This is a genomic window from Bacteroides uniformis (assembly GCF_025147485.1).
GTDB classification, from domain to species: domain Bacteria; phylum Bacteroidota; class Bacteroidia; order Bacteroidales; family Bacteroidaceae; genus Bacteroides; species Bacteroides uniformis.
This window is the reverse complement of sequence record NZ_CP102263.1, coordinates 4,594,942-4,616,280: the sequence shown is the minus strand read 5'-3', so window position 1 is coordinate 4,616,280 and position 21,339 is coordinate 4,594,942. Positions and strand designations below refer to the sequence as shown.

18 protein-coding genes and 1 tRNA gene are annotated in these 21,339 nt (G+C 46.1%); 10 read left to right on the top strand and 9 right to left on the bottom strand.

Annotated elements, in window-relative coordinates; genetic code table 11:
* Together ung and asnA are read right to left on the bottom strand one after the other, a co-directional pair.
* Positions 1 to 663: a uracil-DNA glycosylase gene (ung, locus tag NQ510_RS18755; RefSeq protein ID WP_005827240.1), complete on the bottom strand. Its 663-nt coding sequence runs from the start codon at positions 661 to 663 to the stop codon at positions 1 to 3.
* Positions 664 to 770: 107 nt separating this feature from the next.
* Positions 771 to 1,808 (bottom strand): aspartate--ammonia ligase, encoded by a 1,038-nt coding sequence (gene asnA / locus NQ510_RS18750; RefSeq protein ID WP_008664075.1) that lies wholly within the window; start codon positions 1,806 to 1,808, stop codon positions 771 to 773.
* Positions 1,809 to 2,020: 212 nt separating this feature from the next.
* Here asnA and NQ510_RS18745 point away from each other — a divergent pair.
* The 5 genes from NQ510_RS18745 (at position 2,021) to NQ510_RS18725 (ending at position 5,247) form a co-directional block, all read left to right on the top strand.
* A tRNA-Arg gene (locus NQ510_RS18745) sits at positions 2,021 to 2,093 on the top strand.
* Positions 2,094 to 2,304: 211 nt separating this feature from the next.
* Complete coding sequence (msrA, locus tag NQ510_RS18740; protein WP_225982599.1) at positions 2,305 to 2,856, top strand: peptide-methionine (S)-S-oxide reductase MsrA; 552 nt, start codon at positions 2,305 to 2,307, stop codon at positions 2,854 to 2,856.
* 6 nt (positions 2,857 to 2,862) lie between these two features.
* Positions 2,863 to 3,336 (top strand): arsenate reductase/protein-tyrosine-phosphatase family protein, encoded by a 474-nt coding sequence (locus NQ510_RS18735; protein WP_005827232.1) that lies wholly within the window; start codon positions 2,863 to 2,865, stop codon positions 3,334 to 3,336.
* A gap of 90 nt (positions 3,337 to 3,426) precedes the next feature.
* Positions 3,427 to 4,257: a MerR family transcriptional regulator gene (locus NQ510_RS18730; protein WP_005827229.1), complete on the top strand. Its 831-nt coding sequence runs from the start codon at positions 3,427 to 3,429 to the stop codon at positions 4,255 to 4,257.
* Positions 4,258 to 4,365: 108 nt separating this feature from the next.
* A complete protein-coding gene (locus NQ510_RS18725; RefSeq protein ID WP_005827227.1) occupies positions 4,366 to 5,247 on the top strand; it encodes an alpha/beta hydrolase in 882 nt (293 codons plus the stop codon).
* 418 nt (positions 5,248 to 5,665) lie between these two features.
* Here the strand turns inward: NQ510_RS18725 and NQ510_RS18720 are convergent, their stop codons facing one another.
* Entirely contained in the window at positions 5,666 to 6,103 is a 438-nt protein-coding gene (locus NQ510_RS18720) for a PepSY-like domain-containing protein (protein WP_005827221.1), read from the bottom strand.
* A 202-nt stretch (positions 6,104 to 6,305) separates the two neighbouring features.
* Here NQ510_RS18720 and NQ510_RS18715 point away from each other — a divergent pair, with 202 nt between their 5' ends.
* Positions 6,306 to 6,932: a hypothetical protein gene (locus NQ510_RS18715; RefSeq protein WP_034525529.1), complete on the top strand. Its 627-nt coding sequence runs from the start codon at positions 6,306 to 6,308 to the stop codon at positions 6,930 to 6,932.
* A gap of 55 nt (positions 6,933 to 6,987) precedes the next feature.
* Here NQ510_RS18715 and NQ510_RS18710 read toward each other — a convergent pair whose 3' ends face one another.
* The 5 genes from NQ510_RS18710 to NQ510_RS18690 form a co-directional block, all read right to left on the bottom strand.
* Complete coding sequence (locus NQ510_RS18710) at positions 6,988 to 7,743, bottom strand: HAD family hydrolase (protein WP_008664065.1); 756 nt, start codon at positions 7,741 to 7,743, stop codon at positions 6,988 to 6,990.
* Positions 7,744 to 7,872: 129 nt separating this feature from the next.
* Positions 7,873 to 9,210 (bottom strand): glucose-6-phosphate isomerase, encoded by a 1,338-nt coding sequence (locus tag NQ510_RS18705; protein ID WP_005827213.1) that lies wholly within the window; start codon positions 9,208 to 9,210, stop codon positions 7,873 to 7,875.
* 48 nt (positions 9,211 to 9,258) lie between these two features.
* Complete coding sequence (locus tag NQ510_RS18700) at positions 9,259 to 10,254, bottom strand: NAD(P)H-dependent glycerol-3-phosphate dehydrogenase (RefSeq protein ID WP_005827211.1); 996 nt, start codon at positions 10,252 to 10,254, stop codon at positions 9,259 to 9,261.
* Positions 10,255 to 10,352: 98 nt separating this feature from the next.
* The gene (gene lysS, locus NQ510_RS18695) at positions 10,353 to 12,083 is read right to left on the bottom strand and encodes a lysine--tRNA ligase (protein ID WP_005827209.1); all 1,731 of its coding nucleotides are present in this window, start codon (positions 12,081 to 12,083) and stop codon (positions 10,353 to 10,355) included.
* Between the two features lie 94 nt (positions 12,084 to 12,177).
* The gene (locus tag NQ510_RS18690; protein WP_005827207.1) at positions 12,178 to 12,585 is read right to left on the bottom strand and encodes an HU family DNA-binding protein; all 408 of its coding nucleotides are present in this window, start codon (positions 12,583 to 12,585) and stop codon (positions 12,178 to 12,180) included.
* Positions 12,586 to 12,842: 257 nt separating this feature from the next.
* Here NQ510_RS18690 and NQ510_RS18685 point away from each other — a divergent pair, with 257 nt between their 5' ends.
* Positions 12,843 to 14,195: an MATE family efflux transporter gene (locus tag NQ510_RS18685; protein WP_005827205.1), complete on the top strand. Its 1,353-nt coding sequence runs from the start codon at positions 12,843 to 12,845 to the stop codon at positions 14,193 to 14,195.
* Positions 14,196 to 14,299: 104 nt separating this feature from the next.
* Complete coding sequence (locus tag NQ510_RS18680) at positions 14,300 to 14,929, top strand: cytidylate kinase-like family protein (protein ID WP_034523243.1); 630 nt, start codon at positions 14,300 to 14,302, stop codon at positions 14,927 to 14,929.
* A gap of 76 nt (positions 14,930 to 15,005) precedes the next feature.
* Here NQ510_RS18680 and NQ510_RS18675 read toward each other — a convergent pair whose 3' ends face one another.
* A complete protein-coding gene (locus NQ510_RS18675) occupies positions 15,006 to 16,667 on the bottom strand; it encodes a putative transporter (RefSeq protein ID WP_005827199.1) in 1,662 nt (553 codons plus the stop codon).
* A gap of 270 nt (positions 16,668 to 16,937) precedes the next feature.
* Between NQ510_RS18675 and mutA the strand changes: the two genes are divergently transcribed.
* Entirely contained in the window at positions 16,938 to 18,836 is a 1,899-nt protein-coding gene (mutA, locus tag NQ510_RS18670; RefSeq protein WP_005827197.1) for a methylmalonyl-CoA mutase small subunit, read from the top strand.
* 46 nt (positions 18,837 to 18,882) lie between these two features.
* Positions 18,883 to 21,030: a methylmalonyl-CoA mutase gene (gene scpA, locus NQ510_RS18665; RefSeq protein WP_005833154.1), complete on the top strand. Its 2,148-nt coding sequence runs from the start codon at positions 18,883 to 18,885 to the stop codon at positions 21,028 to 21,030.
* Positions 21,031 to 21,339 lie beyond the last annotated feature (309 nt).

Below are 21,339 nucleotides of genomic sequence, written 5' to 3'. Positions count from 1 at the left end.
TTACCAAATTATTTCCGTCTCTCCATGTTCCCGCAAATACTCGTTTGTTTTGCTGAAATGCTTGTTCCCGAAGAAGCCGTTATAAGCGGATAGGGGAGATGGATGTGCCGAGGTAAGTACCAGATGTCGGCTACGGTCGATGAATGCCCCTTTACGTTGGGCGTAGGCTCCCCAAAGAATAAATACAAGATGCTCTTTTTCTTCGGCGAGAATGCGGATAGCCGCATCTGTAAATGTTTCCCAACCTCGGTTTTGGTGAGAACCGGCTTGGTGTGCACGTACGGTGAGGGTAGCATTGAGCAGCAATATGCCTTGCTCTGCCCAGCGTGTCAGATTGCCGGTAGTGGGGGCATCAGTGCCAATGTCATTTTTTATTTCCTTGAAAATATTAAGTAAGGAAGGAGGGAAAGGAACACCGTCATTTACGGAGAAACAAAGTCCGTGTGCTTGTCCCGGACCATGATAGGGGTCTTGACCGATTATCACGACTTTTACTTTGTCAAAAGGGCATAGGTTGAATGCATTGAATATCAGCTTTCCCGGAGGATATATTGCATATTTCCCATATTCGTCCCGTACAAAATCAGTCAATGTACGGAAATAATCTTTCTCAAATTCAGGTTGCAGATGTGCTTTCCAGCTTTCTTCTATTTGAACATTCATACTAATTGGATCTGTTAGTAGTTTCGGATGCTAAAGTACAAAATAAAAAATAAAGTCCAACCTTTTGAGGGGGTGAACTTTATATTATATGACGGGATAAATGTATATCAAATCAGGTGTATATTGTGTTCCTTGCACTCTTTGCGCATATCTTCCGGCCAGATACTGGCTTGTATCTCACCGATATGCGCCTTGCGCAGATAGAACATACAGAGGCGGGACTGCCCTATACCGCCACCGATGGAAAGCGGCAGTGTATCATTCATCAAGCGTTTGTGGAAGTAAAGTTCCAGGCGTTCCTCTTCGCCTTCCTCTTTGAGCTGGCGAAGCAGGGCTTCCTTGTCTACGCGGATACCCATGGAGGAAAGTTCGATGCTGCGTTGCAGGATGTGGTCCCATAGCAGGAGGTCACCGTTCAGTCCGGGGAGGTCGTTCAGCCCTTTGCTGGTATAGTCGTCGTAGTCCGGGGCGCGTCCGTCGTGCTTCTTGCCGTCGCTCAGCTTGCATCCGATACCGATGATGAACACTGCACCGTATTTCTTGCAAATGGCATGTTCGCGGCATTTGGGTTCCAAGTCCGGATACAGTTGGCGCAATTCTTCGGCATGGATAAAGTGAAGTTTCTGGGGCAGGCAAGGCTTGATTTGCGGATACATCTCATATACCATATATTCTGTGCGCACCATAGCTGCATAGATACGGGTTACTATCTCCTTGAGGAATTCCACATTGCGGTCTTCGGCAGTAATGACGCGTTCCCAGTCCCACTGGTCTACATAAAGGGAATGCAGATTGCCCAGTTCTTCATCGGCACGGATGGCATTCATGTCTGTGTAGATGCCATATCCCGGTTCGATATGGTATTCGGCAAGCGTGAGGCGTTTCCATTTGGCGAGGGAGTGCACCACTTCAGCTTTGGCGTCGCCCAAATCTTTGATAGGGAAAGTTACGGCACGTTCCACTCCATTGAGGTCGTCATTGATACCCATTCCTTTCAATACGAACAGTGGAGCTGTCACACGTCGCAGGCGCAGTTCGGAAGAGAGGTTCAATTGGAAGAACTCTTTAATTTGTTTAATCCCTAATTCAGTCTGTTTTAGGTCCAATAAAGGTTTGTAACCTTCAGGTGTTATCAGGTAGCTCATAAATTTATTCAGTATAACTTCTATTAAATTGCTCGGCAAAGATAGGAATAATATTGATACTTGCTTCTGTTTTGTGGGAAAAAAGAACAAAATGTTTGTGTAATTGCGGTTAGTCTTCTCAAAGTAATAATAAAAATATTCCTCGGTTTGATATAAAAAGCGTTTGAATGTTAGGAATCTGCTAATTTTTTTATACTTTTGCATCCACATTTGGCTCCGTAGCTTAGTGAATAGAGCGTCAGATTCCGGTTCTGAAGGTCGTGCGTTTGAATCGCACCGGGGTCACAAAGAAAGGAACTCCCTTTGCATGAATACTTTGCAAAGGGAGTTTCTTTTTATACAATACATCCAGAAAAGTCAACCATACGGTTCTCTTTCTTGTTATAATTTCCATAGAGTTAGAGGTATGAAACAAATAATATTTATTTTTGCAATGTTAATGACTTGTCTGTCCTATGCCGGTAAGCCGGAAGGACGGTCAGAAAGGAGAACAGACATGAAACCAATGAAAGAGATTTATCTGGCAGGAGGATGTTTTTGGGGTACCGAACATTTCCTGAAACAAATAGAAGGTGTGGAGGCTACCCAGGTGGGATATGCCAATGGAAATATAGCCAATCCTACCTATCAGCAGGTATGTACCGGTACCACGGACTTTGCCGAAACCGTAAAAGTACAGTATGATCCCGATGAGGTGGACTTGCCTTTCCTTATCGACCTTTATTTCAAAACGATTGACCCTACCAGCCTCAATAAGCAAGGGGGGGATAGAGGTACACAGTATCGCACGGGTATCTATTATACGGATACCGCCGACCTGCCCGTTATTCGTGAAACCGTTGACCGGCTGGCTGCCAACTACTCCCGTCCGTTGGTTGTAGAGATAGAGCCTTTGAAGAACTTCTATCTCGCCGAAGATTATCATCAAGACTATCTGGACAAAAATCCTGGTGGATATTGCCACATTAACCCCACCTTGTTCGACCTGGCACGTAAAGCGAAGATGAAGAAAGAAGGAGATGGCGAGTATTTAAACCTGGAAAAGTAACGGACAATGGATATACTGTTAATAAGTAATGAAGATACGTGCCGCAGCCGTATCGCGCAGGAACTCCTGCATGCATTTGGCAGGGGAATGAATATCTCTACGGCAGGAATTATGGAGGGGAACTGCGTTCCCGATGCCGTGTGCAATGTGATGGAACAGAATGGTTTCAGCGTGTCTCGCAAGAAACCGTCTGGTGTCGGGACCTATACGCACCGGTCGTGGGACTACGTGATTACCCTATGTAAAGAAGCCGGAGAAGAACTGAAGTTTATCACTCTGGATGCCAAGCAGCAGGTGCATTTTGATTTTGAAGATCCCTTTAAAAATCGTTTTCAAAATGAAAGTGAGCAGGAGAAACAAGTTGCCTCACTCTATGAAACCATGTACCGGCGGCTGTATGAATTTTACCGCGATGAACTGAGTGAGCAGCTGTTGCCTCGTTGTACGTGCGGTGCAAACACCTATTGCCGTTGTGAATAGTGAAATATGTGTTTTTTTTGAAGCAATCTCTTGACTCGTCCCTAAGGGCAGGACCTATCTTTGCTTCATAAACAAAATGCGCATGAGTTTATGAAGAATAAAATGAAGTTTAAAATCGGAGAGTTTTCCAAACTTTGCCAAGTGACCGTTAAGACGCTTCGTCATTATGAAGAGATAGGATTGATGATACCCGTTGAAGTGGATGAGTGGACGGGGTATCGCTATTACGACATCAGCCAGCTCCGGTGTATGAGCCGTATTGTTTACCTCAAGCAATTAGGGTTCAGCCTCGAAGAGATATCCGAGTTGTTTGCCGATGGCAAGGAATTTCCGGATGCTGAATTGTTGAAGGTTAAAATAGAACGTTGCAAAAACGAGATTGAACACTTGATATGGCGGCAGACCGAACTTGCCAAATTGGAAAATTTACTCCATAAACAAGAGAATGTTATGGAAAAAGTGTTTAAGAAATCCCTCCCTTCAAGAATTTTTGCTACCCATCGCCGTAAAATAGACTCTTATCAGGAACTGTTCAATCTTTGTCCGAATATTATCGGGCCTGAAATGTACCGTTTGGGTTGTGAATGTCCTGCCCCGGAATATTGTTTCACGGTGGAATATAATGAGGAATATGGGGTTGATATTGATATCGAGTTTTTTGAAGCGGTGGCTGAACGCAAGGAAGATTCGGAACTGATTAAATTCAAGGAACTTCCGGAAGTACCGGTTGCGCTCTGTGTCAACCATTACGGTGCTTATGAGCATATGCCCGAAACTTTCGCCGAGCTTTTTGCGTATGCCGAGGCAAATGGATACGAGGTCATTGACCGTCCCCGGTTTTGCCATATTGACGGCATTTGGAACAAAGAAACGGTGGATGAATGGATGACGGAAATTCAGTTGCCCATCAAACTTTCTTAATCAGCCTTTGATTTTTGCGGAAAGCTTTCAACCGTGAGAATACCTAAAAATAGGGATAGGTAGTCAACTTATTTTCTGCGAACTTTGCAGACTGAAAAAAGAATTGAAATGAGAAGCCTGCATATTCTGTTTATATTGGTAGTTGTCACTTGGCTCGGTTTTCCGCTGAGAGCGCAAGAAGCTATTTCTATCGGGACTCGCCACACTTTGTTTTCGCATGTCTTGAATGAGGCTAGAGAATATTGGGTGTATGTACCTGCAACCCGCCCGGGTGAAAAAGAGGAAAGTTATCCGGTTCTTTATTTGCTGGACGGTGATTCTTTTTTTCATTCGGTGGTAGGTTTTACTCGCTTGTTTTCCACCTCCAAAGTTTCTTCCTTACCGCCCTGTATCGTTGTGGCTGTCCTGAATACAAACAGAACCAGAGACTTTACGCCAACCTGTTCCGCTGCCCGGCGTGACGGAACTGTCCGTCCGGGCGATAAACCGGAAGGGGGTGGGGCAGGACAATTTTGCCGTTTTCTGACGGAGGAGCTACGCCCCGCAGTGGAACAAGACTTGCCGGTGAATGGACAACACTTGTTGGCCGGACATTCTTATGCCGGGTTGTTCACGCTGCATGTTTTGCTGAATTATCCCGGTACATTTGATACATACATCGCCATAGACCCCAGTTTATGGTGGGATAAAGGATGTTTTCAGAAACAGGTAGAACGGCAGGTAGATAAGGTTGACTTTTCAGGAAAACAACTGTATGTTGCGTTTGCCACTCAGCCGCGTCCTGATAGGAAGCTGAGCCACTTTTCCCTGACAGATGATTTTATAGGGAGTGCAGTTCCTCGTATGGAGAAGCGGCATTTGCGGGTGGTATCAAAAAAGTTCCCGGAAGAGACGCATGGAACGGTTGCTCTTCCGGGATTTTATGACGGACTGAAAACGTTGTTCTTCCGTTCTGCGGTTGGAATTTCTCTGCCGAACAAACCTCTCTGAAAAAAACTCTATTTTTCAGTAAGCTGAATGATATGCACCATTGTACTAAGGGGACTACCTATACCATGGTGAGGTCTGCCAAAATCCTGAAAGCGTCATAGCCTGAGTCGCCTTCCGGCAGGAAGCGCCGAGAAGCGCCATTTCCTTATAAATCAGTATTTTCAGCTCCGGAGAAGGTTGAGTGTCCTTCTCCGGACACACTGATTAAAAAACTGCAAAAGTGCAGCCGGGGCTTCGTTGACTCCGGGCAATTGGAATAGTAGTACAACCACTGTTGTACAATGAGCGCAGCACCATATGCCCTGCTACCGTACGGAAGTGCATAAAAAAAAACAGTTGCCTGGAGAAACCCTCTCCAAGCAACTGTTTTCAGTTTCTTGATACTTTATAATCTACATATTCTAAATCTTTCTTGTCATCAATCGTCAATGTCAATCACCCTCATTTTAGAGTCAAATGTAATTTCCCAACGATTAGACAACTTTATCTCATACTCATTGTCATCGTACTCAATCTGAAGAATTCTTGCATCCGGATAATTGGTCTTTACATAGTTACGTATCGCTTCCGGTACAATCTGTACAGGAACTTCACTTTGTCTGCATCGTACCTCTTTCCATTCCCCCGATTTATCAAATTCTACCTTCTCCCCATTCGTGAACACCACATCATAGCTTTTATAAAACATTCCCGACTCCAATTTAGCCATTGCCACCTTATGGTCTTTAAAATAAGTCTTGATAAATGTCTGCGCCTTCGCCGGCAACTGGCTCACCTCTATCGGCTTATCATTATCCGCCATTACCATTGTGTGCACTGCAAACATACAAACCAACATCATAACTAATTTTTTCATACTTCTCTATTTTTAATAATTAATACTTTATTTGTTTTCTGTATTACAAAGATGGGAAGGAAATCTGGAAAGAATTGGGAAAAAAACTCTATTTTTGGAAATGAAAAAAAATCTATTTTTGAAAATGGGTGTTGCGGCTCTTCACCTATGAATTTTTGTTTGCAATGAATATTATTTAAAGACACAATAGACTATTATGGCTATGAAAATATTAAATCAGTTTATCGATGATTTTGTAGGTGTTTTCCAATATCGGTTTATGGATACCTTTCAATATTTTAAAGAAAGGAAGAAAAGTAAATATTTAGGAGATAGATTTGAGGAATGGGTTGTGAAGAACTCCAATATTAGTAAAGATGGTTATTCGGATCTATGTGATAAGAAAATATTTTGGCGGCTTTTAGATTGGAGAGGTGATAAATACATTGAGGGGTATAGGCCTCTGTCTTCATCATCTCCGGATTTGTTGATGGAGTGTGTTACCACAACGAGTACCATTCATGAAGTTGGAGATATTATAGCTGTAGAATGTAAATGGCGAAGTAAGATAGGTTTTTATCTCGATATAAAAGACATTGAAAAGTACGAGGGGTATATGAATTCCAATCTGTTGAACCGTCCGATAAAAAACTTGTTTTATGTTTTTGGCTTTGGATGGTGTGGTGACGGTCCGGAATCTGTTTATGTAGTTCCTGCCAGAGAATTGTACGATTATGATAAAGATACTCGTAGGATAACGTTCCCTATTAAAGAAACCGAGAAGGAGAAAATGAGTAGATTGGAGCGTTTTAAGAAGAAAGACAATAGATGCCTTCTGTATATCAAGTAATGGTATTACTTGGTTATATAAGCTCCAATCAACTGTTATATTGTTTGGGTCGCCGTCAATCTTTGTGGCGAAGGCTATTACTGGCATCTAATGCGGTTTGCAACCTTTCCCAGTCGTCACAAAGCGCCTGCATGGACGGAAACAATAAATCTGCTCCGGCATCCAGTAATACCTGCCTGTCCAGCGGACCGGTATTGACTGCCACAGTGAATATGCCGGCTGCTGTTCCGGCTTGTACTCCGATAGGTGCATTTTCTACAACTATAGCTTCGTTGGCTTGTACTCCGGCTTTTTCCAGTCCCATTAGATAAGGCTCAGGATGAGGCTTTCCGTATTTCACATCAAAGGCGGTCACCATGTGGTCGCGCTGAAACATACCAGGGAAGTTGTGGGCAAGGCGGTTCAGCAGGGAGTGTTGGCCCGAACCGGTGACAAGTACCGGAATAAGTCCTGCCGCTTTTACCTTTTGCAGCACTTCCCAAGCACCCGGCATACGTTCCGGTTCCGGGTGGGTACTGAATTCGGCGCTTTTCTCTGCATAGATGCTTTCTATCATCTCGGGAGTGGCATCCTTGCCATACTGGCGTTGATAAACGATGTTGATGGTGGAGGCTCCGGTACGTCCCTCGTGCATGTATGCCTCTTCACGGCTCAAGTGCAGGCCATGACGTTCCATTACTTTATGCCAGGCATCGGCATGGTAGGGCATGGAGTTGAATAACACACCGTCCATGTCAAAAAGAACGGCTTTCAGTTGGATGTAGGGGTGCCCGTGCTTTTCCAGATAACGGGCGATAGAGTTTTCGAACACTTGGTAGATTGGGGATTGAGAATTTAAAAATGCGGGGTAGATAAATAGAGAGTTGAGAATCGGGGAACGGTTCTCTTCGCACTTGTTGTGCAGCCATTTCTCAATTCTCAACTCTCAATTCTTAATTTATCAAAGTCTTGCCTGGATAGCTTTGGACTCTTCTTCGTAGCCGGGCTTGTTCAGCAATGCAAACATATTCTTCTTATATGCTTCCACACCCGGTTGGTTGAACGGATTGACTCCCAAAATATAACCGCTGATACCGCAAGCTATTTCGAAGAAGTAGAGCAGACCTCCGATGCTTTCTTCATTCAGTGCAGGGATAACGATGCGCATGTTGGGTACGCCGCCGTCAACGTGGGCAAGCTGTGTGCCCAATTCAGCCATCTTGTTCACTTCGTCCACGTGCTTGCCTGCCAGGAAGTTCAGTCCGTCGAGGTTGGCTTCGTCCGAAGGTACTTGCAGGGAGTGCTGTGTCTTCTCCACGGAGATGACAGTTTCGTAGATGGTACGTTCGCCTTCCTGAATCCATTGTCCCATGGAGTGCAGGTCGGTGGAGAAATCTACGGCAGCAGGGAAGATACCCTTGTTTTCCTTACCTTCGGATTCACCATAAAGCTGCTTCCACCATTCGCTTACGTAGTGCAGTTTGGGATTGTAGTTTACGAGGATTTCAATTTTCTTACCGTTCTTGTAGAGCTCGTTACGCGTAGCTGCATAGATGGCAGCAGGATTTTCTGCAAACGGAACATCTTTTCCACAAGCCTTTTCCATGGCAACTGCACCTGCAACCAGTTTCTCAATGTCGAAACCTGCTATTGCGATGGGCAGCAAGCCTACCGGAGTCAGTACGGAGAAACGTCCGCCCACGTTATCGGGGATGATGAAGGATTTGTAGCCTTCGTTGTCGGCCGTTACGCGGGCAGCGCCCTTTTTGGCATCGGTGATGGCAACGATAACCTTCTTTGCCATATCCTTGCCGCGTTGGTCTTCGCATTGCTTTTTCAACAGACGGAACGCCAAGGCCGTTTCAGTGGTAGTACCGGATTTGGAGATGTTGATAACACCGAATTTCTTGTCTTTCAAGTATTCGGTGAGTTCATATAGATAATCTTCACCGATATTGTGTCCTGCATACAGAATGACCGGAGCCGTTTTCTTGTCTTGCAACCAAGTGAAGCTGTTTGACAAAGCCTCTATCACCGCACGTGCACCGAGGTAACTTCCGCCAATACCGGCAACTACTACTACCTCGCAGTTGTCACGCAACGTCTGTGCGGTAGCCTTTAGGTCGGCCAGGTGCTCTTTAGTGATGGAAGAGGGGAGGTGCAGCCAGCCTAAGAAGTCGTTGCCCTTACCGGTACCATTCTCTAATGCTTCCTGTGCAGCCTTTACTTGGGCTTCATAGGCGAAAACGTTTTCTTTGGAGATGAATCCAAGAGTCTTTTCAATGTTCAAACTAATCATAATATTCTAGGTTTTAAATTCAGTATTTCGTTTTATCTTTTTTCGCGCTTACCGGAATGAATCGGTAAGCAGCTTGATTTCAATCGTCGGCGAGATACGCTCATACAGAATGTTGTATACTGCATCTACAATAGGCATGTTGACATGATAATGCTTGTTGATTTCCTTGATACATTTTGTACCGTAATATCCTTCAGCAATCATTTCCATCTCAATCTGCGCGCTTTTCACGGAGTATCCCTTGCCAATCATCGTACCGAATGTGCGGTTGCGGCTGAAATTGGAATATCCCGTCACCAGCAGGTCACCTAAATAAACGGAATCACTTACGTTTCTGTTCAGCGGATGTACCGTTTGCAGGAATCTGTTCATTTCCTGTATGGCATTGGACATGAGCACAGCCTGAAAGTTGTCGCCATATTTCAGACCGCTGCAAATACCGGCTGCAATGGCATATACATTTTTCAGCACCGAACTGTATTCAATGCCGGCAACGTCATTACTGACAGAGGTCTTGATGAATGAACTGGCCAGTTTGCGGGCAATGGTGCAAGCCTTGTCGGTGTCGGGACAAGCAATGGTCAAATAAGAAAGGCGTTCCAGAGCCACTTCTTCCGCATGGCAGGGACCTGCCAATACAGCAATATTCTCAGCCGGGACGCCATATTCCTTAGTGAAATATTCCGAGACAATCAAGTTGTCATCGGGCACAATACCTTTAATGGCAGTGATGATGAATTTATCCTTAATCTTAGTCTTCAGTTTCTTCAAGTGAACCTTCAGATAAGGGGAAGGTGTAACGAAGATGAGCGTATCAGATTCTTTCACGACATCATTGATGTTGGAGTTGAAGTTGATACGCTTGGTATCAAACTTGACGCCCGTCAGGTAGGCAGGGTTATGACCAAGCCGTTTGAAGTCGGCAATACGGTCATCGCGTCGCATGTACCAATTTATAGACTCCGCTTGGGCCAGAACCATTTTTGCAATGGCAGTTGCCCAACTTCCTCCGCCCATGATGGCTATCTTACCGGGTAGTTTCATATCGAAATTAATAATTAAAAATTAAAAATTAAAAGAGGGGAAAGGAGTACCTTCACCCTCCTCTTATCTTTAATCTTGCCTATTTAATTCTTTAATTTTTAATTCTTAATTCTTCCGACCCAGTCAGCAACTTCGTTTACGGTCGGGTTTGCCAGTTCCAATTTATATTTTTTGTTGATACCGCAGATGTCCATGTGGAGCTTTTGCGGATTCACATCTTTCATGTCACTCACCAGGTTGTAGCCGGCCTTCTGGATTACGGCTACCCAATCTTCTGGGATGCCCAGTTCCGTGTATCGTGCAGGAGCATCTTTGGGGATAACCTTTTCCGGACGCATCTGCGGGAAGAAAAGCACTTCCTGAATAAAGGATTCGCCCGTCATCAACATTGTCAGACGGTCGATGCCGATGCCGATGCCCGATGTGGGAGGCATACCGTATTGCAATGCTTTCAGGAAGTCCTGGTCGATGAACATCGCTTCGTCGTCTCCCTTTTCGCTCAAGCGAAGCTGGTCTTTGAAGCGTTCTTCCTGGTCTATCGGGTCGTTCAGCTCGCTGTAAGCGTTGGCAAGTTCCTTGCCGTTCACCATCAGTTCGAAGCGTTCGGTCAGTCCCGGCTTGCTGCGGTGCATCTTGGTCAGCGGGCTCATCTCTACGGGATAGTCGGTGATGAAAGTGGGCTGTATGAAAGTTCCTTCGCAGAATTCGCCGAAGATTTCATCAATCAGCTTACCCTTGCCCATGGTGTCGTCAATCTCCATATTCAGTTCCTTGCACACCTGGCGGATTTCGTCCTCGCTCTTTCCTTCGAGGTCGTATCCGGTCTTTTCCTTGATGGCTTCCAGGATGGGCAGACGGCGGTAGGGAGCTTTGAAGCTGATGGTCTTGCCGTCTATCTCGGTTTCTGTACAGCCGTTTACGGCGATACAGATGCGTTCCAGCAATTTCTCCGTAAAGCTCATCATCCAGTTGTAGTCCTTGTACTGCACGTACAGCTCCATACAAGTGAATTCCGGGTTATGGTTCTTGTCCATACCCTCGTTACGGAAGTTCTTGCCTATTTCATATACACCTTCGAATCCGCCTACAATCAGTCGCTTCAAGTAAAGCTCGGTGGCGATACGCAGGTAGAGGTCCATATCCAGAGAGTTATGGTGGGTGATGAACGGACGGGCGCTTGCTCCACCGGGGATGGATTGAAGAATCGGCGTCTCCACTTCCGTGTAGCCGGCTTCATCCAGCACAGCACGCATGGTCTTGATGACGGTGGCACGCTTCAGGAATTTTTCTTTCACGCCGTCGTTTACGATAAGGTCTACATAACGCTGACGGTAGCGCAGTTCGGGGTCCTCGAAAGAGTCGTAAGCCACACCATCCTTATATTTCACGATAGGCAGGGGCTTGATGCTCTTTGCAAGTACGGTCAGCTTCTTGGCATGGATGCTGATTTCGCCCATCTGGGTACGGAATACGAATCCTTCGATACCGATGAAGTCGCCTAAATCGAGCAAACGTTTGAACACGGTGTTGTACATCTCCTTGTCCTCGTCCGGGCAGATGTCATCGCGGGTGATATATACCTGGATGCGTCCTTTGGAGTCCTGCAATTCGATGAAAGATGCTTTACCCATGATACGGCGGCTCATGATACGTCCGGCAACGGACACTTGGCGAGGCTCTGCATCGTCGTTGAATTCAGCTTTAATATCGGTAGAGAAAGCATTTGTTACATACTCTGCTGCGGGATAAGGCTCAATGCCCATCGCGCGAAGTTCATTCATGCTGTTGCGACGAATGATTTCTTGTTCACTTAGTTCTAATACGTTCATTTCGCTATATTTCACTCAATTTGGGTACAAAAGTACGAAACATTTTTCAGATAGCGAACCTTTTTCCTTGAAATATAGGGAACGGGGAGTGACATTAATCCTCTCCTTCGGTATCTACCCATTCGATATGCGGGGAGAGGAGGGTGCGTTCCGTCACTTGTCCGCATTGCCCGCGGTAGTATTCGGGGATGAAGCGTATCTGCACCGCAGTGATTTGCGCCGGACTCACTTCTTCTGGGGTGTCTACCCCGGTGCCTTCCGAACGGCAGGTGTAGTAGAACGTCCCGATGCCCTTTAGCTTTACGGAGTGTCCCGAGCTCATCAGCTTGCCCAGCACTTCACCAAGGTTCATTAATACTGCATAAGTATCTCCCGGGGTTACCGTAGACATTTCCGACAATAATCGGGCTATTTCATCCGTTGTATAGGGATGTCCTTTGGTGACGGCTCTTGGGTGCCATTTGTCGTCGCCTTTCTGTTTTACTTTCTTATAGAATGCCATGGGGGCTTGTTGTTATTATGTGTCCGGCTCAACCGGTAGGTCAGGCATGGTTCATACGGTATGAATGTGCCAATCATACGGTATGATTATATCAATCATACGGTATGATTATGGTAATCATATCTTATGATTTATCATTGAATCGCAAAGATAGCATAAATCATCCGCATAGTGTGCAGGTTTAAGGTGTTTTTTCTGCTGTTCTGTTTTAAAAAAAGAGTACCTTTGCACCCGCTAAAAAGAAATAGGTATATAATATGGCAGGACAAAAGACTCCCTCGGCGTTGGGGACGGAAAGTATAGGTAAACTCTTGATGCAATATGCCGTTCCGGCAATCATCGCAATGACGGCATCCTCTTTATATAATATGGTAGACAGTATCTTCATCGGTCACGGCGTTGGGACGATGGCTATTTCGGGATTGGCGTTGACTTTCCCGTTGATGAATCTGGCTGCGGCGTTCGGCTCGCTGGTGGGTGTGGGAGCCTCTACACTGATTTCCGTCAAGCTGGGGCAGAGGGATTATGACACGGCACAGCGTGTGCTGGGCAATGTCTTTGTGCTGAACATGGTGCTGGGAGTGGCCTTTACCATCATTGTCATGCTCTTTCTCGACCCGATTCTCTATTTCTTCGGAGGCAGTGACCAGACGGTGGGCTACGCCAGGGATTATATGCAGATTATCCTTTTGGGAAATGCCGTTACGCACCTCTATCTGGGGCTGAATGCAGTGCTACGCTCTTCAGGGCATCCGCAGAAGGCGATGTATGCCACCATAGCCACGGTGGTTATCAATACCATACTCGACCCGGTGTTTATCTATGGTTTCGGCTGGGGCATACGTGGCGCTGCCGTCGCTACCATTGTGGCGCAAGTCATCTCTTTGACGTGGCAGTTCAAGCTTTTCAGCAATAAGGACGAGCTGTTGCATTTCCACCGGGGGATATTCCGTCTGAAACGTAAGATTGTATTCGATTCGCTTGCTATCGGCATGTCTCCTTTCCTGATGAACCTGGCAGCCTGCTTCATCGTTATCATTATCAATCAGGGGTTGAAGAAGTATGGCGGCGACTTGGCTATCGGGGCTTTCGGCATCGTGAACCGTCTGGTTTTCATTGTAGTGATGATTGTGATGGGGCTGAATCAGGGAATGCAGCCTATTGCCGGATATAACTTTGGGGCGAAGCTGTACGGACGGGTGAACAAGGTGCTGAGACTGACGATAATCTATGCCACGGCAGTGACCACTTTCGGCTTTCTGGTCGGTATGCTGGTGCCGGACCTGGTGGTGGGCATCTTTACATCGGATGCGGAACTGACAGAGCTTTCGGTCACGGGACTGCGTATTACGGTAATGTTCTTCCCGATTATTGGTTTCCAGATGGTGACTTCCAACTTTTTCCAGAGCATAGGCATGGCAGGCAAAGCGATATTCCTTTCCCTCACCCGGCAGATGCTGATCCTGCTTCCTTGCCTGCTTGTCCTGCCGCAGTTTTTCGGAGTGGCAGGAGTGTGGTACAGCATGCCGGTATCCGATTTGCTTGCAAGTTTGATAGCATTGGTGATGTTGGTTTGTCAATTCCGCAAATTCAGAACCTCTCCCTTGTAGGGATGGGTCGGGGGAGAGGCTTTGAATTTTTCTTCCTACTTTCTGCAGATATTCCGTAAGAATATTTATATTTGCTATCTGCAAACCAATAGATGAACAAGCGTATGGGCAATAATTTTATAATCAATATAGGCCGTCAACTGGGCAGTGGCGGACGGGAGATAGGCGAGAAACTGGCTGCCCGTCTGGGTATTGACTTTTATGATAAGGAACTGATTAGGTTGGCTTCTGAAGAGAGTGGACTGTGTTGTGAGTTTTTTGAGAAAGCTGATGAGAAAGCTTCACAAGGTATTATTGGAGGGCTCTTCGGCATGCGTTTCCCTTTTGTCAGTGACGGGGCTATCCCAGCCACGAATTGCTTGAGTAATGATGCTCTGTTCAAAGTGCAGAGTGACGTGATACGCAGATTGGCAGAGGAGAAGTCCTGCTTGTTTGTGGGGCGTTGTGCCGATTACATCCTGCGAGAACATCCACGCTGTGTCAATGTCTTCATTTCCTGCTCCAATGAGGAGCGCATCAAGCGTATTTGCCGAATGTATTCCATTTCTGAGCGTGAAGCGGAGGAGATGATGAACAAAGCGGACAAGAAGCGTGCCGAATACTATAACTACTACAGCTACAAAAAATGGGGAGCTGCCGAAACATACCACTTGTGTATCGATTCTTCCGTATTGGGTATTGAAGCTACGGTGGACTTTATAGAAGAGTTCGTCAAGAAGAAGCTGAAACTTTAAGGAATTAAAATTAAAGGCTGCGCAATGTTGGTTTAACCCAACTACGCAGCCTTTAATTTTAATTCCTTAATTCCTCCTACATCATTGTCAGCAATATCATCTGTCCCGCCAGAATACGCAGGAACATTGTCAATGGATATACCGTGGAGTAACCTACTGCCGGAGCATCATTGCCTGATGTCTGATTGGCGTATGCCAATGCGGGAGGGTCTGTGTTGCTACCTGCTATCAAACCCATCAGGGTGAAGTAGTTCACTTTGCAGTAGAAACGGGCTATCATACCGATTATCAACAAGGGGATAACAGTTATCAGGAATCCATAGCCTACATACAGTAATCCGCTACCTTCTACTACTGTTTGTACAAAATGCTCACCAGCTTCTATACCGACACTGGCAAGGAAGAGCACGATACCGATTTCACGCAACATCAAGTTGGCACTCATGGTGGTGTACGTCACAAGATGCATTTTGTGACCGAAACGTCCGATGAGGATGGCAACTACCAGCGGACCACCAGCAAGACCTAACTTAACCGGTGTCGGCATACCCGGGAATGCAATAGGGAGGCTTCCCAGCAGGATTCCCAAAAAGATTCCCACAAAAATAGTTACGATATTCGGAGTGTCCAAACGTTTCAACTGATTACCCAATACGCCGGCTACACGTTCTACGGCATCCTGCTGGCCTACCACCATTACACGGTCACCTACCTGAAGTACCAGATTGGGATCGGCAAACAAGTCCATACCCGAACGGTTGATACGGGTTACATTTACACCGTACATGCTGCGGAAGTGGAGGCTTCCCAGCTTCTTGCCATTGATTTCAGATTTAGTGACGAGGATACGGCGGGAAACCATCGGAGTGTCCTGTTTTTCCCAGTCTACGTGTATTTCTTTTCCGATAAAGGCGGTTACCGCTTCGGCATCTTCTTCGGAACATACGATGAAGAGCTGGTCTCCTACGTGGAATATTGTTTCATGATTGGGGATACTGACGTGCCCCTCGTGGCGTATGCGCGAACATACAAACGGGCGTCCCAGAAAATCCTTTATCTGGAGCAGGGTCTTTCCGGAAATTGATTCATTGCGTACCTCGAGGTGAAGCATGTGCGGCTGATGCTTTACATCTGCTTCCTGCGTATTGAGTTCCTGTTCCTCCTTCTTGAGGTTCACCCGGCAAATATAGCGGATGGCTATGATGGAACCTATGATACCTACCACACCAAGCGGATAGGCGCAGGCATATCCCAATGCAATGGGGTCTCCCGTATAGTTTATCTGGTTCAGGGCTTCTTGTGCGGCACCCAGACCCGGAGTATTGGTTACGGCACCATAGAGAATACCTACTATCATTGGCAGGTCTATCCCTCCGTCAATGAAGTAGATGCTCAATGCTACTGCGATATTCAGCAACACGATACCGACAGCAAGCATGTTCAGCCGCATACCCCCTTTCTTAAAGGAAGAAAAAAAGGAGGGCCCGACTTGCAGACCGATACAGAATACAAATAAAATCAAACCGAATTCGCGGATGAAATGCAAAATGTGTGTTTCGCCCGTGAAGCCAAAATGGCCCATCAGGATACCGGCAAAGAGGACGAATGTAACCCCCAACGATACCCCGAAAATCTTAATCTTACCCAGCAATACGCCCACAGATATTACGAATGCATACAAACAAACGATGTGAGCGACAGATGAAGAGTCCCATAGCAAGCTTTCTAACCAATTCATAGTACCTATTAATATGTCGTTTTTTAAAATTTCGCGCAAAAATACTTAATAAAAAGGAGGTGGCAAAGGCTTTGTGGTACTTTTTGCTATATCAACTTTGCAAAAGTAGAGTATGCTTCCGGTGAATACGCTGAATCCGTATGGGCACGGAGTCATCTGTTAGTGCAATTTTCTCTAAAAAAAGATTTTGTTCTAAGTATTTCCTTATATTTGCAAGTCTCTTGATGACAAAAATGAATAGTATTCATCTATTTAAATTTTAAATAAACTATGGCAGACAGTAAAGAAAAACTCTTCTCCGACTTTCCTCCCGTTTCCACTGAGCAGTGGATGGAGAAAGTTACCGCAGACCTGAAAGGGGCGGATTTCGAGAAGAAGCTCGTTTGGAGGACAAACGAAGGATTTAAGGTGAAACCTTTCTACCGTATGGAGGACTTGGAAGGTTTGAAGACAACAGATGCTCTTCCCGGCGAGTTTCCTTATCTCAGAGGTACCAAGAAAGACAACAATGAATGGCTTGTTCGTCAGGAAATCAAAGTGGAATGCCCCAAAGAGGCCAATGCCAAGGCGTTGGACATCTTGAATAAAGGTGTAGATTCACTCTCTTTCCATGTAAAGGCCAAGGAATTGAACGCAGAGTATATTGAAACTTTGTTGAAAGATATCTGCGCGGAATGTGTCGAGTTGAATTTCTCTACCTGCCAGGGGCATGTGGTGGAACTTGCAGAACTTCTTGTCGCTTATTTCCAGAAAAAGGATTATGACTTGACGAAATTGCGGGGCTCCATCAACTATGACTACTTCAACAAGATGCTGGCCAAAGGTAAAGAAAAAGGTGATATGGTGTCAACAGCCAAGGCGCTGCTCGAGGCTACCGCTTCCCTTCCGAAATACCGTGTATTGAATGTGAACGCGTTGACATTAAACAATGCGGGTTCTTATATTTTCCAGGAACTGGGTTATGCTTTGGCTTGGGGTAATGAATATATGAATCAGTTGGTTGATGCCGGTCTGCCGGCTGCAATGGTAGCCAAGAAGATTAAGTTCAATTTCGGTATCAGTTCCAACTACTTCCTTGAAATAGCCAAATTCCGCGCTGCACGTATGCTGTGGGCTAATATTGTGGCTTCTTACAGTCCCGAGTGTCTGCGCGACTGCGACAACAAGGGTAAAGATAACGAATGCCGCTGTGCAGCCAAGATGAAGATTCATGCGGAAACTTCTTCATTCAACTTGACTTTGTTTGATGCACACGTAAACTTGTTGCGTACGCAGACTGAGGCGATGAGTGCCGCCCTTGCCGGCGTTGACTCAATGACGGTTACTCCGTTCGACAAGACTTATGATGCTCCTAACGAATTCTCTGAGCGTATGGCGCGTAACCAACAACTGCTGTTGAAAGAAGAATCGCACTTCGATAAAGTTATTGACCCAGCTGCAGGTTCTTACTATATTGAGAATTTGACCGTCTCTATTGCCAAGCAGGCTTGGGACCTCTTCCTCGCTGTAGAAGAAGACGGTGGTTTCTATGCTTCCGTGAAAGCCGGAAAAGTGCAGGCTGCCGTAAACGAGAGCAACAAGGCGCGTCATGCCGCAGTTGCCAAGCGCAAGGAAGTGCTGTTGGGTACTAACCAGTTCCCCAACTTTAATGAAAAGGCGGGAGATAAGAAACCGGTTGAGGCTACTTGCTGTTGCGGCGGCGGACATACCTGCGAAAAAGATGTTCCGACACTGAACTTTGACCGTGCTGCCAGTGAATTTGAAGCGTTGCGTCTCGAAACAGAGGCTTCCGGCAAACGCCCGAAAGCGTTTATGCTGACTATCGGTAATCTGGCCATGCGCCAGGCACGTGCACAGTACTCTTGCAACTTTCTGGCTTGTGCCGGATACGAAGTTGTGGATAACCTCGGTTTCCCCACCGTAGAAGAAGGTATAGAAGCAGCTATGGCTGCCAAGGCCGACATCGTGGTATTGTGTTCAAGTGATGATGAATATGCAGAATATGCTGTTCCTGCCTTCAAGGCTCTGAATGGCCGTGCCATGTTTATCGTAGCCGGTGCTCCTGCTTGCATGGACGACTTGAAGGCTGCCGGTATCGAGAACTTTATCCATGTCCGTGTCAACGTATTAGAGACATTAAAAGAATTCAACGCCAAACTTTTGAAGTAAGCAACTTCAATCGTAAATCATAAATCGTCAAATCGTAAATAACATGATGCGAAAAGATTTTAAAAACTTAGATATATATGCCGCTTTTCAACCCGTCAATGGTGCTGAGTGGCAAAAGGCTAACGGCATCCATGCTGATTGGAAAACGCCGGAACACATTGAGGTGAAGCCTGTTTATACAAAAGAAGACCTTGAGGGAATGGAACATTTGGGTTATGCTGCCGGACTTCCTCCTTATTTGCGTGGTCCGTACTCTGTAATGTATACATTGCGTCCCTGGACTATCCGTCAGTATGCAGGTTTTTCTACAGCGGAAGAGTCAAATGCCTTTTACCGTCGTAATTTGGCTTCCGGACAGAAAGGTCTGTCCGTAGCTTTCGACTTGGCCACTCACCGTGGCTACGACCCCGACCACGAACGTGTAGTGGGTGACGTAGGTAAGGCAGGTGTGTCTATCTGTTCCTTGGAGAATATGAAGGTGCTGTTCGATGGAATTCCTTTGAACAAGATGTCCGTCTCCATGACCATGAACGGTGCCGTACTTCCTGTTATGGCATTCTACATCAACGCAGGTCTGGAGCAGGGTGCCAAGTTAGAAGAAATGGCTGGTACTATCCAGAACGATATCTTGAAGGAATTCATGGTGCGTAATACCTATATCTACCCGCCTGCATTCTCTATGAAGATTATCTCTGATATCTTTGAATATACTTCCCAGAAAATGCCTAAGTTTAATTCTATCTCCATCTCCGGCTACCACATGCAGGAAGCGGGTGCTACGGCAGACATCGAGTTGGCTTACACCCTGGCAGACGGTTTGGAATATCTGCGTGCCGGAACGGCTGCGGGTATTGACATCGATGCTTTCGCACCGCGTCTCTCTTTCTTCTGGGCCATCGGAACGAACCACTTTATGGAAATTGCCAAAATGCGTGCCGCACGTATGTTGTGGGCAAAGATTGTGAAGCAGTTCAATCCTAAGAATCCGAAGTCGCTGGCTTTGCGTACGCACTCCCAGACTTCCGGCTGGTCGCTGACAGAGCAAGACCCGTTCAACAATGTGGGCCGTACTTGTATCGAGGCGATGGCTGCTGCATTGGGACATACCCAGTCACTGCATACCAATGCTCTTGACGAGGCTATTGCCTTGCCGACGGATTTCTCTGCACGTATTGCACGTAATACGCAGATTTATATTCAGGAAGAAACTTACATTTGCAAGAATGTAGACCCATGGGGTGGCTCTTATTATGTGGAAAGTTTGACTAATGAGTTGGCTCACAAGGCTTGGGAATTGATTCAGGAAGTAGAGAAGCTGGGCGGTATGGCAAAAGCCATCGAAACCGGTATCCCCAAGATGCGTATCGAAGAGGCTGCTGCGCGTACACAAGCCCGTATCGATAGCGGTTCGCAGACCATTGTCGGTGTGAACAAGTATCGTCTGGAGAAAGAAGCTCCGATTGATATTCTTGAAATCGACAATACGGCTGTTCGTCAGGAACAGATTGAGAACCTGAAGCGTCTGAAGGAAGGACGTAACCAGGCAGAAGTGGACAAGGCATTGGAGGCTATTACTGAATGTGTAAAGACCGGTAAGGGCAACTTACTGGAACTGGCAGTGGAGGCAGCCCGTGTCCGTGCCACTTTGGGGGAAATCTCTTATGCTTGCGAAAAGATTGTAGGACGTTATAAAGCAGTAATTAGAACTATATCAGGCGTGTATTCATCAGAAAGTAAGAATGACAGCGACTTCCACCGTGCTTGTGAATTGGCAGAGAAGTTTGCGAAGAAAGAGGGACGTCAGCCTCGTATCATGGTAGCCAAGATGGGCCAGGACGGTCACGACCGCGGTGCCAAGGTTGTTGCAACCGGATATGCCGACTGTGGCTTCGACGTGGATATGGGACCCTTGTTCCAGACACCGGCCGAGGCTGCCCGCGAAGCGGTTGAGAACGACGTTCATGTAGTGGGGGTTTCTTCATTGGCTGCCGGACACAAGACATTGGTTCCGCAGATTATCGAAGAACTCAAGAAGTTGGGACGTGAGGACATCGTAGTGATTGCTGGTGGTGTAATCCCCGCACAAGACTATGACTTCCTTTACAAGGCAGGCGTAGCTGCCATCTTCGGCCCCGGTACTCCGGTTGCCAAGGCTGCTTGCCAGATATTGGAAATCTTGTTGGATGAAGAATAATCCGACACGTTAAATGTTAAAAGAGGGACGGCATATGTTTACATATCCGTCCCTTTTTCTTAATCTGTGTTATAGAACATATTTTTTTAGTTGGATAATTTGCAGATTTATCAGAAGTCCGTATCTTTGCAATGTGTTTTTCATAGTATTAGATTTAAGGTTAACAAAGGTTGGAGTACAGCGGTACTCCTTTTTTTATGTTCATATGTCAGCTTTTGGAGAGAAAAAATTACCAGGTCTATGTTATCGTTCCTTGCTTATCGTTTCGTTCTTGCCCCCTTTTTATTACCTTTGTCCCACTAAATAAAA

Coding starts and splice junctions, on each gene's coding strand:
- ung (WP_005827240.1), bottom strand. CDS start 663: ATGAATGTTCAAATAGAAGAAAGCTGGAAAGCACATCTGCAACCTGAA.
- asnA (WP_008664075.1), bottom strand. CDS start 1,808: ATGAGCTACCTGATAACACCTGAAGGTTACAAACCTTTATTGGACCTA.
- msrA (WP_225982599.1), top strand. CDS start 2,305: ATGAAACCAATGAAAGAGATTTATCTGGCAGGAGGATGTTTTTGGGGT.
- NQ510_RS18735 (WP_005827232.1), top strand. CDS start 2,863: ATGGATATACTGTTAATAAGTAATGAAGATACGTGCCGCAGCCGTATC.
- NQ510_RS18730 (WP_005827229.1), top strand. CDS start 3,427: ATGAAGAATAAAATGAAGTTTAAAATCGGAGAGTTTTCCAAACTTTGC.
- NQ510_RS18725 (WP_005827227.1), top strand. CDS start 4,366: ATGAGAAGCCTGCATATTCTGTTTATATTGGTAGTTGTCACTTGGCTC.
- NQ510_RS18720 (WP_005827221.1), bottom strand. CDS start 6,103: ATGAAAAAATTAGTTATGATGTTGGTTTGTATGTTTGCAGTGCACACA.
- NQ510_RS18715 (WP_034525529.1), top strand. CDS start 6,306: ATGAAAATATTAAATCAGTTTATCGATGATTTTGTAGGTGTTTTCCAA.
- NQ510_RS18705 (WP_005827213.1), bottom strand. CDS start 9,210: ATGATTAGTTTGAACATTGAAAAGACTCTTGGATTCATCTCCAAAGAA.
- NQ510_RS18700 (WP_005827211.1), bottom strand. CDS start 10,254: ATGAAACTACCCGGTAAGATAGCCATCATGGGCGGAGGAAGTTGGGCA.
- lysS (WP_005827209.1), bottom strand. CDS start 12,083: ATGAACGTATTAGAACTAAGTGAACAAGAAATCATTCGTCGCAACAGC.
- NQ510_RS18690 (WP_005827207.1), bottom strand. CDS start 12,585: ATGGCATTCTATAAGAAAGTAAAACAGAAAGGCGACGACAAATGGCAC.
- NQ510_RS18685 (WP_005827205.1), top strand. CDS start 12,843: ATGGCAGGACAAAAGACTCCCTCGGCGTTGGGGACGGAAAGTATAGGT.
- NQ510_RS18680 (WP_034523243.1), top strand. CDS start 14,300: ATGGGCAATAATTTTATAATCAATATAGGCCGTCAACTGGGCAGTGGC.
- NQ510_RS18675 (WP_005827199.1), bottom strand. CDS start 16,667: ATGAATTGGTTAGAAAGCTTGCTATGGGACTCTTCATCTGTCGCTCAC.
- mutA (WP_005827197.1), top strand. CDS start 16,938: ATGGCAGACAGTAAAGAAAAACTCTTCTCCGACTTTCCTCCCGTTTCC.
- scpA (WP_005833154.1), top strand. CDS start 18,883: ATGCGAAAAGATTTTAAAAACTTAGATATATATGCCGCTTTTCAACCC.